11 protein-coding genes and 1 pseudogene are annotated in these 12,928 nt (G+C 67.6%); 8 read left to right on the forward strand and 4 right to left on the reverse strand.

All coding sequences use genetic code 11. The features are described 5' to 3' along the window. Positions 1–2: 2 nt before the first annotated feature. Positions 3–977, forward strand: coding sequence for a quinone oxidoreductase (locus A5624_RS08370; RefSeq protein ID WP_066864468.1), 975 nt, complete (start codon positions 3–5; stop codon positions 975–977). 13 nt (positions 978–990) lie between these two features. On the opposite strand, the gene A5624_RS08375 is transcribed toward A5624_RS08370, so the two are convergent. After that, positions 991–1,392 (reverse strand): hypothetical protein, encoded by a 402-nt coding sequence (locus A5624_RS08375; RefSeq protein WP_066864471.1) that lies wholly within the window; start codon positions 1,390–1,392, stop codon positions 991–993. Between the two features lie 111 nt (positions 1,393–1,503). Further along, a complete protein-coding gene (locus tag A5624_RS08380; RefSeq protein ID WP_066864473.1) occupies positions 1,504–2,430 on the reverse strand; it encodes a heme o synthase in 927 nt (308 codons plus the stop codon). Positions 2,431–2,685: 255 nt separating this feature from the next. Here A5624_RS08380 and tkt point away from each other — a divergent pair, with 255 nt between their 5' ends. From tkt to pgl, 5 genes are read left to right on the forward strand one after another with little or no spacing between them, the layout of a single operon-like run. Beyond that, the gene (gene tkt, locus A5624_RS08385; RefSeq protein ID WP_066864482.1) at positions 2,686–4,785 is read left to right on the forward strand and encodes a transketolase; all 2,100 of its coding nucleotides are present in this window, start codon (positions 2,686–2,688) and stop codon (positions 4,783–4,785) included. Positions 4,786–4,800: 15 nt separating this feature from the next. After that, entirely contained in the window at positions 4,801–5,919 is a 1,119-nt protein-coding gene (gene tal / locus A5624_RS08390) for a transaldolase (RefSeq protein ID WP_066864484.1), read from the forward strand. Beyond that, positions 5,916–7,460: a glucose-6-phosphate dehydrogenase gene (zwf, locus tag A5624_RS08395; RefSeq protein ID WP_066864486.1), complete on the forward strand. Its 1,545-nt coding sequence runs from the start codon at positions 5,916–5,918 to the stop codon at positions 7,458–7,460. The genes tal and zwf overlap by 4 nt, the downstream gene beginning before the upstream one ends. Beyond that, positions 7,457–8,368, forward strand: coding sequence for a glucose-6-phosphate dehydrogenase assembly protein OpcA (gene opcA / locus A5624_RS08400; RefSeq protein ID WP_066864529.1), 912 nt, complete (start codon positions 7,457–7,459; stop codon positions 8,366–8,368). The genes zwf and opcA overlap by 4 nt, the downstream gene beginning before the upstream one ends. After that, positions 8,365–9,132: a 6-phosphogluconolactonase gene (gene pgl / locus A5624_RS08405; protein WP_066864488.1), complete on the forward strand. Its 768-nt coding sequence runs from the start codon at positions 8,365–8,367 to the stop codon at positions 9,130–9,132. Before opcA ends, pgl begins: the two co-directional genes overlap by 4 nt. A 274-nt stretch (positions 9,133–9,406) precedes the next feature. On the opposite strand, the pseudogene A5624_RS08410 reads toward pgl, so the two are convergent. After that, positions 9,407–10,639: pseudogene (locus A5624_RS08410) on the reverse strand (MFS transporter); the annotation flags it as partial. Between the two features lie 109 nt (positions 10,640–10,748). Here A5624_RS08410 and A5624_RS08415 point away from each other — a divergent pair. Next, positions 10,749–11,147, forward strand: a complete 399-nt coding sequence (locus A5624_RS08415; protein ID WP_066864498.1) for an ATPase — start codon at positions 10,749–10,751, stop codon at positions 11,145–11,147. Positions 11,148–11,166: 19 nt separating this feature from the next. Then, positions 11,167–12,096, forward strand: a complete 930-nt coding sequence (locus A5624_RS08420) for a histone deacetylase family protein (RefSeq protein ID WP_066864500.1) — start codon at positions 11,167–11,169, stop codon at positions 12,094–12,096. A 25-nt stretch (positions 12,097–12,121) separates the two neighbouring features. Here the strand turns inward: A5624_RS08420 and A5624_RS08425 are convergent, their stop codons facing one another. Next, positions 12,122–12,913, reverse strand: coding sequence for a DUF4239 domain-containing protein (locus tag A5624_RS08425; protein WP_066864503.1), 792 nt, complete (start codon positions 12,911–12,913; stop codon positions 12,122–12,124). Between the last annotated feature and the right edge of the window lie 15 nt (positions 12,914–12,928).

The following is a 12,928-nucleotide window of genomic DNA, read 5'->3' on the forward strand; positions in this document are numbered from 1 at the left end:
GGATGCACGCAATCGAAGTCAGCGAGACCGGCGGCCCCGAGGTGCTGCGCTACGTCGATACGCCCCAGCCGGCCCCCGGGCCCGGCGAGGTGCTGATCAAGGCCGAGGCCATCGGCGTCAACTACATCGACACCTATTTCCGCTCCGGGCAGTACCCGCGCGAGTTGCCGTTCGTCCTCGGCTCGGAGCTAGCCGGAACCATCGAAGCCCTCGGCGACGGCGCCGACGGGTTGCGCGTCGGCGACCGCGTGGTCAGCGCCGCGGCGTCCGGTGGGTATGCCGAATATGCCACGGCCCCAGCGCATTTGACCGCCGAGGTGCCCGACGGCGTGACCGCCGACGTGGCGGCCTCGGCCCTGCTGAAGGGACTGACCGCGCACTACCTGCTCAAGTCGGTGTATCCGGTGCAGGCGGGCGACACGGTGCTGGTGCACGCCGGCGCGGGCGGCGTCGGCCTGATCCTGACGCAGTGGGCCAATCTGCTCGGGGCGCGGGTGATCACCACGGTCTCGACGCCGGAGAAGGAGCGGCTGTCCCGGCGGGCAGGCGCCGACGAGGTGCTCCCCTATCCCGAGGACGCGGCGGCGTTCGGCGAGCGGATCCGCTCGCTGACCGACGGCGCCGGGGTGGCCGCGGTGTACGACGGCGTGGGCGCGAGCACATTCGACGCGAGCCTGGCCAGCCTGGCCGTCCGGGGCACGCTGGCGTTGTTCGGCGCGGCCAGCGGACCCGTTCCGCCGTTCGACCCGCAGCGCCTCAACGCCGCCGGCTCGGTGTTGTTGACCCGGCCGTCGCTGGCGCACTTCGTGCGCACCGGCCAGGAATTCAGTTGGCGCGCAGAGGAATTGTTCGCCGCGATCGCCGGCGGCGACATCTCCGTGGAGGTCGGCGGGCGCTATCCGCTGGCCGAAGCGGCGCGCGCCCACCAGGACCTGCAGGGCCGCAAGACGGCGGGCTCGATCGTGCTGCTGCCCTAGATGATTCGAGCCGCTACGCGTGCGGGCAGAAGATTCCCAGAAGCTGCTGGCAATTGTCTCTATTGATGAGGCCCGGCGGCGGTGGTGGTGGCGGTGCCGGCGGGTTGTCGCCGTCCCAGATGTTTTGGGCGACATTGCCCTGTCCGAACCAGACGTAATAGTAGGTGTGGCAGACGTTGTTGTCCCAGACGACGGGGTTGGTGACATGGTTGCCGGTCGGCGGCAACGGTTGCCCGGGGCACCAGCGGCACGGCCCCTGGGGGTGGTCGTTGGGACAGCCGGGCCACGCGTCCAGCGGGATCGGCCCGGGCTGGGCTTCGGCGATACCCGTGGTGATGCCCATGTCGCAGAAGGACAGGCCGGCCGAAAGCAGCGTTCCGGCGACCAACGTCCTGACGATGCGGTTAGTTGCCATGCCTGAAGTGTGATCCCGTGGACCGGCTACCGATCCCAGATAAGAAATCAGTTCTCGAATTCGCCGGGTGATGCGGTCACGGCACCGAGGCGACGCGAGTCGGCGACCGGCTCAGAACAGGTGCGGCAGCCCGATGGCCGAGTCGATGGCGAGCGCGCAGAACACCACCGCCAAGTAGTTGTTCGACTGCAGGAACAACCGCAGCGGCCGGACCGGCTCGCCGGCGCGGACCCCGGCGTAGAGCTGGTGGGCCATCGCCAGGAACCACACCCCGGCCACCAGGGCGACCGCGGCGTACAGCCAGCCGGTCGCCAGCGCCAGCGCCAGCGTGGCCAGCACCGTCAGCCAGGTGTAGATCAGGATCTGCTTGGTCACCTGACGCTCGGTCGCCACGGCCGGCAGCATCGGCACGCCCGCCGCCTTGTAGTCGTCCTTGTAGCGCATCGCCAGCGCCCAGGTGTGCGGCGGCGTCCAGAAGAAGATGATCGCGAACATCACCAGCGCGGGCCAGCCGATGGTGCCCGTGACGGCAGACCAGCCGATCATCACCGGCATGCAGCCGGCGGCGCCGCCCCACACCACGTTCTGCGAGGTGCGGCGCTTGAGCAGCAGGGTGTAGACGAACACGTAGAACGCGATCGTGGCCAGGGCCAGCAGCCCGGACAACAGGTTGCTGGTCCACCACAGCCAAAAGAACGACGCCACCGTCAGCACCAGGCCGAGCACCAGCGCGTTGCGCGTGGGCACCGCGGCGCGCGCGAGCGGCCGGCGGGCCGTGCGCTTCATCACCTTGTCGATGTCGGCGTCGGCCACGCAGTTCAGCGTGTTGGCACCCCCGGCGGCCAGCATCCCGCCGATCAGCGTGTTGACGATCAGCAGCGGGTTCACCGTGCCGCGCTGGGCCAGCAGCATGGCCGGGATCGCGGTGACGAGCAGCAGTTCGATGACCCGCGGCTTGGTCAGCGCCAGATAAGCCAGCACCGTGCCGTGTATCCGGCTTGGCAATCGGCTCGGCGCGACGCGCCCGCGAACGCTCACGCAATTACTCCTTGGGGTCGCAGCGGCGCGCAGCATCTACTACACACGATGGTAGACCGCGGTGTGGCGATGGCCCGCCCGCGGGTCGGTTCCCGCAGACTTTTCCCAGATTCGCGAACTGAATGTCAGGCACTTTCGACGGGCGCGTAATTTTCACACCTGCCGGCGGTGGGTACCCGAAATCCTGCGCTGCAAGAGCCGGCCCTCCCGCACTAGGGTGGGATTCATCAGCTCGATGACCCAAGGACTGAGTCTGTGACGACACTCGAAGAGATCTCCACGCTGACCCAACCGCACCTTCCCGACGACTGGTCCGAGCTCGACTCGGCCGCCGTCGACACCATCCGGGTGCTGGCCGCCGACGCGGTGCAAAAGGTCGGCAACGGCCATCCCGGGACGGCGATGAGCCTGGCGCCGCTGGCATACACCCTGTTTCAGCGGGCGATGGTCCACGATCCCAGCGACACCTACTGGCTGGGCCGCGACCGGTTCGTCCTGTCCTGCGGGCACAGCAGCCTGACGCTGTACCTGCAGCTGTACCTGGGCGGTTTTGGGCTGGAGCTGTCCGACATCGAATCGCTGCGCACCTGGGGGTCGAAGACCCCCGGGCATCCGGAATTCCGGCACACCAAGGGCGTGGAGATCACTACCGGACCACTGGGCCAGGGCCTGGCCTCGGCGGTGGGCATGGCGATGGCCGCGCGCTATGAGCGCGGGCTGTTCGATCCGGACGCCGCCCCGGGCACCAGCCCGTTCGACCACTTCATTTACGTGATCGCCTCCGACGGCGACATCGAAGAGGGCGTCACCTCGGAGGCCTCGTCGCTGGCGGCCGTCCAGCAGCTGGGCAACCTGATCGTCTTCTACGACCACAACGAGATCTCCATCGAGGACGACACCAACATCGCCCTGTGCGAGGACACCGCCGCGCGGTACCGCGCCTACGGCTGGCACGTGCAGGAGATCGAGGGCGGCGAAAACGTCGTCGCGATCGAGGAGGCCATCGCCAACGCGAAGGCGGCCACCGACCGGCCGTCGTTCATCTCGCTGCGCACCATCATCGGCTACCCCGCGCCCAAGCTGATGAACACCGGCAAGGCGCACGGCGCGGCACTGGGCGACGAGGAAGTCGCCGCCGTCAAGGAGATCCTCGGCTTCGACCCCGACAAGAAGTTCGAGGTGCGCGACGAGGTGATCGCCCACACCCGCAAGCTGGTGGACCGCGGCAAGGAAGCCCACGAGAAGTGGCAGGCCGATTTCGACGCCTGGGCGCAGGCACAACCCGAACGCAAGGCGCTGCTGGACCGGTTGACCGCCGAGGAGCTGCCCGACGGCTGGGACGCCGACCTGCCGCGCTGGGAACCCGGCTCCGACCCGATCGCCACCCGCAAGGCCTCCAACGAAGTTCTCAACGCGCTCGGGCCGAAGCTGCCGGAGCTGTGGGGCGGTTCGGCCGACCTGGCGGGTAGCAACAACACCACCATCAAGGGCGCCGATTCCTTTGGGCCGCCGTCCATTTCGACCAAGGACTACACGGCGCACTGGTACGGCCGGACGTTGCACTTCGGTGTGCGCGAGCACGCGATGGGCGCCATCCTGTCCGGCATCGTCCTGCATGGACCCACCCGCGCCTACGGCGGCACCTTCCTGCAGTTCTCCGACTACATGCGGCCCGCGGTGCGGCTGGCCTCGTTGATGGACATCGACACGATCTACGTGTGGACCCACGACTCGATCGGCCTGGGCGAGGACGGCCCGACCCATCAGCCGATCGAGCACCTCGCGGCGCTGCGCGCCATCCCGAACCTCTCGGTGGTGCGCCCGGCCGACGCCAACGAGACGGCCTACGCCTGGCGCACGGTCCTGGCCCGCGGCAACGGCAGCGGCCCCGTCGGCCTGATGCTGACGCGCCAGAATGTCCCGGTGCTGGAGGGCACCAGCGCCGAGGGCGTCGCCCGGGGCGGCTACGTTCTGGGCTCGGACGGCGAGGAGCCCGGCCAAGAGCCAGACGTGGTGCTGATCGCGACCGGCTCGGAGGTCCAGCTCGCCGTTGATGCGCAGAAGTTGTTGGCGGACAAGGACATTGTGGCGCGGGTGGTCTCCATGCCGTGCGTCGAGTGGTTCGAGTCCCAGCCGGAGGACTACCGCGACAGCGTGCTGCCGCCGACCGTATCGGCGCGGGTGGCCGTCGAGGCCGGGGTGGCCCAGTCCTGGCACAAGCTCGTCGGCGACACCGGCAGGATCGTCTCGATCGAACACTATGGCGAGTCCGCCGATTACAAAACGTTGTTCCGGGAATTCGGTTTCACCGCAGAAGCCGTCGCGGCCGCCGCGGAACAGGTAGTGGACAACTGAGAAAGGGCCTTTCACATGACTCAGAACCCCAACCTCGCGGCGCTGTCCGCCGCGGGTGTATCCGTCTGGCTGGATGACTTGTCCCGACAGCGGCTGCAGTCGGGCAACCTGCAGGAGCTGATCGACACGAAAAGCGTTGTCGGCGTGACCACCAACCCGTCGATCTTCCAGAAGGCGCTCGCCGAGGGCGATGCGTACGAAGGCCAGATCGCCGAGTTGGCCGAGCGTGGCGCCGATGTGGACGCGACCATCCGCACCGTCACCACCGACGACGTGCGCAATGCGTGCGACGTGCTCAAGCGGGAGTGGGAGGCTTCCGACGGCGTCGACGGACGGGTGTCCATCGAGGTCGACCCTCGGCTGGCCGCCGAGACCGACAAGACCGTCGCCCAGGCCGTCGAGTTGTGGAAGATCGTCGACCGGCCCAACCTGTTCATCAAGATTCCGGCGACCAAGGCCGGCATTCCGGCGATCACCGCCGTTCTCGCGGAAGGCATTTCGGTCAACGTCACGTTGATCTTCTCCGTCGAGCGGCACCGCCAGGTGATGGACGCCTACCTGGCCGGCCTGGAAAAGGCCCGCGAGGCGGGCCACGACATTTCCAAGATCCATTCCGTCGCATCGTTTTTCGTGTCCCGGGTGGACACCGAGGTGGACAAGCGGCTGGAGAAGATCGGGTCCGACGACGCCAAGGCGCTGCTGGGCAAGGCCGGGGTGGCCAACGCGCGCCTGGCCTACGCGGCCTACCAGGAGGTGTTCGAGGGCGGCGATCGCTTCGAGTCGCTCAAGGCCGACGGCGCCCGGGTGCAGCGTCCGCTGTGGGCGTCCACCGGTGTGAAGAACCCCGACTACTCCGACACCCTCTACGTCACCGAGCTGGTGGCACCCAACACGGTGAACACTATGCCGGAGAAGACGATTGACGCCGTCGCCGACCACGGTGAGATCAAGGGCGACACCGTCACCGGCACCGCCGAGGACGCCCAGGCGGTGTTCGACAAGCTGGACCAGATCGGCATCGATCTGACCGACGTCTTCAAGGTGCTCGAGAACGAGGGCGTGGAGAAGTTCGTGGATTCCTGGACCGAGCTGCTGGAAGAAACTCAGAAGCAGCTGGGTTCCGCCTCCAAATGAGCCCAGCCCGCACCGCGCAACAATGGCATAACCCGTTACGGGACAAGCGCGACAAGCGGCTCCCGCGGATCGCGGGGCCGTGCGGGATGGTGATCTTCGGCGTCACCGGCGACCTGGCCCGCAAGAAGGTCATGCCGGCCATCTACGACCTGGCCAATCGCGGTCTGCTGCCGCCCAGCTTCTCGCTGGTGGGCTTCGCCCGCCGGGATTGGAGCACCCAGGATTTCGGCAAGGTGGTGCACGAGGCCGTCAAGGAACACTGCCGCACGCCGTTCCGCCAGGAGAACTGGGACCGGCTGGCCGAGGGATTCCGTTTTGTCCCGGGCGCTTTCGACGACGACGAGGCGTTCGGCCGGCTGGCCGAGACCCTGGACAAGCTGGACGCCGAGCGCGGCACGGGCGGCAACCACGCCTTCTATCTGGCCATCCCGCCGAATTCCTTCCCGATGGTGTGTGAACAACTACACAAGTCCGGCCTGGCGCGCCCGCAGGGCGAGCGGTGGAGCCGGGTGGTCATCGAGAAACCGTTCGGCCACGATCTGGAGAGTGCCCAGGCCCTGAACAAAACCGTCAACAGTGTGTTCCCGGAGGAGTCGGTGTTCCGGATCGACCACTACCTGGGCAAGGAGACGGTCCGCAACATCCTGGCGCTGCGGTTCGCCAATCAGTTGTTCGACCCGATCTGGAACGCGCACTACGTCGACCACGTGCAGATCACCATGGCCGAGGACATCGGACTGGGCGGCCGGGCCGGCTACTACGACGGCATCGGCGCCGCGCGCGACGTCATTCAGAACCACCTGATGCAGCTGCTGGCGCTGACCGCGATGGAGGAGCCGGTCAGCTTCAGCCCCTCGGCGCTGCAGGCCGAGAAGATCAAGGTGCTCTCGGCCACCCACCTCGCCGAGCCCCTCGATGAGACGACCAGCCGCGGTCAGTACGCCGCCGGCTGGCAGGGCGGCGAGAAGGTGGTCGGGCTGCTCGACGAGGAAGGGTTCGCCAAGGACTCGACCACCGAGACGTTCGCCGCCATCACGCTCGAGGTGGACACCCGCCGCTGGGCGGGGGTGCCCTTCTACCTGCGTACCGGAAAACGCCTGGGCCGCAGGGTGACCGAGATCGCCCTGGTCTTCAAGCGGGCGCCGCACCTGCCGTTCGATGCCACCATGACCGACGAGCTGGGCACCAACGCCATGGTGATCCGGGTGCAGCCCGACGAGGGCGTCACGCTGCGGTTCGGCTCCAAGGTGCCGGGCACCGCGATGGAGGTCCGCGACGTCAACATGGACTTCTCCTACGGTTCGGCGTTCGCCGAGGAGTCGCCGGAGGCCTATGAACAGTTGATCCTCGATGTGCTGCTCGGCGAGCCGTCCCTGTTCCCGGTGAACGAAGAGGTCGAATTGGCTTGGGACATACTCGATCCCGTGCTCAACAATTGGGCGGCGGACGGTAAGCCCGAACCGTACGAGTCGGGCACCTGGGGTCCGGACTCGGCGTTCGAGATGCTGCGGCGCACCGGCCGGGAATGGCGGCGCCCGTGATCATTGATATGGAAGACACCACCACCACGGCGGTCAACAAGAGGCTCGACGAACTGCGGGAAAGGGTCGGGGCCGTGGCGATGGGCCGGGTGCTGACGCTGATCATCGCGCCGGACAGCGAGGATATCCTCGAAGAGTCGCTGCAGGCGGCCAACGACGCCAGCCATGAGCACCCCAGCCGGATCATCGTGACGATGCGGGGCAATCCGTATGCGGACAAGCCGCGCCTGGACGCCCAGCTGCGCGCCGGCGGGGACACCGGCGCCAGCGAAGTCGTGGTGTTGCGGCTGTCCGGTGCGCTGTCCGGCCACGCCGCCAGCGTGGTCACGCCGTTCCTGCTGCCCGACATCCCGGTGGTGGTGTGGTGGCCCGACGTCGCGCCGACGGTACCCGCGCAAGACCCGTTGGGGCGGTTGGCGATTCGTCGCATCACCGACGCGACCAACGGGGTGGACCCGTTGGCGGCCATCAAGAGCCGGCTGCCCGGATACACCGCGGGTGACACCGACCTGGCCTGGGCGCGGATCACCTACTGGCGTGCGCTGCTCACCTCGGCGGTCGACCTGGCGCCGCACGAACCGATCGAGTCGGCGCTGGTGTCCGGTCTGGCGACCGAGCCCGCCCTGGACGTGCTGGCCGGGTGGCTGGCCAGCCGGATCGACGGCCCGGTGCGCCGGGCGGTCGGCGAACTCAAGATCGAACTGGAGCGCAAGAGCGAAACCATCGTCTTGAGCCGGCCGCAGGAAGGAAGGACGGCCACGTTGAGCCGGACGTCGCGACCGGACGCCCTACTCCCCTTGGCGCGCAGGGAAACCGGCGAGTGCCTCGCCGAAGACCTGCGGCGGCTGGACGCCGACGAGGTTTACCAATCAGCGCTCGAAGGGATCGAGAAAGTGCAATACGTGTGAGCACCAGCATCGAGATTTTCCCGGATAGCAAGACGATGGTCGAGGCCGCCGCCGCGCGGCTGACCGACACCATCGCGAACGCCGTTGCGGGCCGAGGCCGGGCGCTCATCGTGCTCACCGGCGGCGGCAACGGCATCGGGCTGCTGCAGTCGCTGGCCGGACGCGAGATCGACTGGTCAAAGGTGCATCTGTTCTGGGGCGACGAACGCTACGTCCCCGAGGACGACGACGAGCGCAACGACAAGCAGGCGCGGGCGGCGCTGCTCTCCCAGGTCGACATCCCGTCGAGCCAGGTGCACCCGATGCCGGCCAGCGACGGGGAATTCGGCAGCGATCTGGCCGCGGCGGCGCTGGCCTACGAGCAGTTGCTGGCCGCCAACGCCGAACCCGGCGAGCCGGTTCCGAACTTCGACGTGCACCTGCTGGGCATGGGACCCGAAGGCCACATCAACTCCCTGTTCCCCGACACCCCGGCCGTGCTCGAAACCACCCGGATGGTGGTGTCGGTCGACGACTCGCCCAAGCCGCCGCCGCAACGAATCACGTTGACTCTGCCCGCCATTGCGCGTTCTCGCGAAGTCTGGCTGCTGGTGTCCGGCGGCGGCAAGGCCGACGCGGTGGCCGCCGCCATCGGCGGCGCGGCACCGGTTTCGGTGCCGGCCGCCGGGGCGGTCGGGCTGGACACCACGCTGTGGCTGCTCGACGAGGACGCCGCGGCGAAGCTGCCGTCGGACACGTCCGCAGTCACGCGACACCAGGCGTGAGCTGGGCCGGTCGCTAAGAGACGGGGCATCCGTCCAGCCGCAGCGACAGTTCTGTCGACGCTCGGCTCAGCTGCACCGGAAAGTCTTGTGTGTCACCGTTACTCGCGACGACGAGGGTATGGCTGCCGGCGACCGGGCCGACGAGGTGGTAGTAGCCGTCGGCGCTTGACCGTCCGTGCGCGACCTGGCGACCGGCGTCGTCGACCAGCGTGAGTTCGGCGTCGGCAAGCGGCGCGGCGTCGACGCCACGCAGATGGCCGTATAGCACATTGCCCTCGGCCGACTCGACGATTTCCTCAGCGGCCTCGTCGTTTTCGTGTGCGGAGGGCACGTGGGCCCTGGCCACCAGGCCGTGCGCGGTGGCGAGCACCGGCAGGCCGAGGAACACCGCGCCTCCCGCAAGGTAGAACAGCGCCGCCTGACCGTAGTGAGCGGCCACGATTCCACCGAGCCACGGCGCGAGGCCGGCGCCGATGAACCGCACGAAGCTGTACGCCGCGGAGGCCGTGGGCCGCGGCACCGGCGATACCTGCATGACCGTGCTGGTGACCAGCGTGTTGTTCATTCCGATGAAGGCGCCGCTAGCTATCACGCAAGCGATCACCACGGGCGGGCGGGCGATCCACACTCCAATCGCCACCAAGTCCAGCGACATCAAGAACAGCGTCAGGTAGAGCGAGCGGGCGGTACCGAAGCGTCGCTGCGCCCACGGCGCGCAGAAGACCGCGAACACCGCGACGAGCAGGCCCCAGCCGAAAAACACCAAGCCCAGTTCGTGTATGCCGATCTTCATTGGATACGGCGAATAGCTCATGACGATGAAGAAGCCCGAGTTGTACAGCAGGGCGGCGACCGCGATGGTCGAAAGACCGCGATTGCGTAGCGCGTTGATCGGGTCCGCGATCCGCGCCCGCTCGGCCGGCAGTGGAGCCGGCGCAACCAACGTGAGCACGCAGATGAGGGCGACTCCCATGAGCGCGGCTACCCCGAAAAACGGCCCACGCCAACTGATCCCGCCAAGTGCGGCGCCCACCATCGGCCCCATCGCGATGCCGACACCCAGCGCGGCCTCATAGAGCACGATCGCGCCCGCGAAGCCACCGCTGGCCGCCCCCACGATGACCGCCAGCGAGGTGGCAATGAACAGCGCGTTGCCCAGACCCCACCCGGCCCGAAAACCTATGATTCCGTTCACTCCACCGGCGGCTCCGGCAAGGGCACTGAACACCACGATGATGACCAGTCCGACGACAAGCGTCAGCTTGGCGCCGATCCTGGAGGACACCCAGCCGGTGATCAGCATCGCCACCGCGGTGACCAGCAGGTAGCTGGTGAACAACAGCGAAATCTGCTCGGGTGTCGCGTGCAGCCGGCTCGCCATCGTCGGCAAGATCGGATCCACCAGACCGATGCCCATGAACGAGATCACACACGCGAAGGCAACGGCCCACACCGATCTCGGCTGACGCAGAAAGCCAGGCCCCCCGCGGGTTTTCGTCAACGCCATCCTCCTTCACGCCAGACGCGGGCAGAGATTTCGACAGGGAAATTAGATAGGAACCCTATCAAAATGGGAATGGTGACGCCTGCCACACCGGCTCGGCGCAGGGGTAATAATGACGGTCATGGCAGACAGAACCGCGCGCGGGGGGCAAGAGCGAAGCCGGATCAAGACGCTCACCCAGGCCGCGTTGAACGCCGACAAGACCGTGGAGCAGGTCGAAGACGTCCTCGACGGGTTGAGCATCACCATGAAGGAGCTGAGCAGTTCCCTGTCGGCCCTCAACGCCACGGTGGAACGCCTGGAAGCCGGCCTGGATCACCTGGACGGCACGATGACCAGCCTGGACGATCTGGCCAAGCGGCTGATCGTGCTGGTCGAGCCGGTGGAGGCCATCGTGGCGCGGGTCGACGACATGGTGCGGGTGGGCGAGACCATGATGTCTCCCCTGGCGATCACCGAGCACGCGGTGCGAGGTCTGGTGGACCGGCTGCGCAACCGGACCGTGCAGTAGGCGCCCGGCGGGACCTTCGATGGCCACGTTGCTGCTGCACCATTCCGCGTTCGCGGACCATCGGACCGCGCCCGGCCATCCGGAGCGACCGGACCGCTACCGCGCGGTGGCGGCGGCGCTGAGCCGGCCACAATTCGACACGCTGATGCGTGCGGAGGCCGAGCCGGCCGACCTCGCGGCGACGCGCTATGTGCACTCCAATCGCTACGTGGACGCGTTGGAAGCCGCGCGGCCCGAAGACGGTTACGTCTACCTTGACGGCGGCGACACCATGATGGAGCCCTCGACCTGGGAGACGGCGCTGCGCGGGGTCGGCGCCACGCTGCAGGCCGTGGACGCGGTGCTGGCCGGTGACGCGCAGAACGCGTTCGTCGCGTGCCGTCCGCCGGGCCACCACGCCGAGACCGAGCGCGCCATGGGTTTCTGCCTGTTCAACAACATCAGCATCGGCGCGCGGCACGCGCAGCGCAAACACGGGCTGACGCGCGTCGCCATCGTCGATTTCGACGTCCACCACGGCAACGGCACCCAGCAGATCTTCTACTCCGACCCCAGCGTGCTCTACGCGTCCACACATCAGATGCCGCTGTTCCCCGGCACCGGTGCGGTGCGAGAAACCGGGGTGGGCAACATCTTCAACGCGCCCCTTGCACCCGGTGACGGCGGGACCGAGCTGCGCGCGGCCTTCGAGGATCGGATACTACCTGCGCTGCAAGGCTTTTCGCCCGAGCTGATCATCGTGTCCGCCGGTTTCGACGCCCACGAACGCGATCCGCTCGGCTCGCTGACCATGACGGCCGACGACTTCGCCTGGGTCACCCGGGAATTGATGGCCTCGGCCGAAAGGCTGTGCGACGGGCGCCTGGTGGCGGTGCTCGAGGGCGGTTATGACCTGCAGGGCCTCACCGATTCGGTCATCGCGCACGTCGGCGAGCTGCTGAAGGGCTGAACCGACTCGCCCTCAGCGTCGATGCTCAGCGCGGGAAGTAGCGGCTGTCGTTGTCGACCGAATCGAAGATGTCCAGCGCGTGCTGGAATGGCCCCGACGTGATCCGCTGGTCGGTGGCATAGGAGTGGTCGAGCTGGAACACGACGCACAGCAGCAGACCCAGCAGCACCGCGACCGTGCTGGACACCACGACGTGACCGACGGTGCTGCCCAGCCGCAGGAAACCCGTAAACGCAACCAGCACAACCGCGCCGAAGATCAACCCCGCCCACATCAGGGGCGGGATCCGTGGCTTGGTGCCGACGATGCGTTCGTTGCGGTCGGAGGCCAATTCGCTCAACTGGTTGAGGAATTGCTGATTGATCGGCTTCGCCGCGACGTTGGGTTGCTGGCGGCCGACCGTGCGATACATCCGGGTGATCGCGGCGCGCGCGCCGTCGTTGCGCTGCTTGTTCCACTCCGGGCCGGCCACCGCGCCCGCGTATTTGCGCAACAGCTCCTGGATCTCGGTTCGCTCCGGTTCGGGCATGGCGACGGTTTGCCGGTACATCGTCGTCAGGGCCGACGCCTCACCGGAGACGACGACCTGAGTGGACGAAAAGTGTTCCCAGGTGGCCACCACGGTGAACCCCAGCAGGGCGCCGTAGATGAAGCCGACGACGGTGAGGAACGAGGCGATCGCCGGATTGTGTTCCTTGCCGTTTCGCCGGCTCGGCAGGATGCGATTGCCCAGCCAGATGGAAGCCACCGCGATGGCGATCGCCACCGCCACGACCGAGGCCAGAAAGAGCCACAGGGGTAGTCCGGATCCGCTCACTGGTCTCCTCGGTCG

Origin of the sequence: Mycobacterium sp. 1482292.6 (assembly GCF_001672995.1) — a bacterium.
GTDB classification, from domain to species: Bacteria; Actinomycetota; Actinomycetes; order Mycobacteriales; family Mycobacteriaceae; genus Mycobacterium; species Mycobacterium europaeum_A.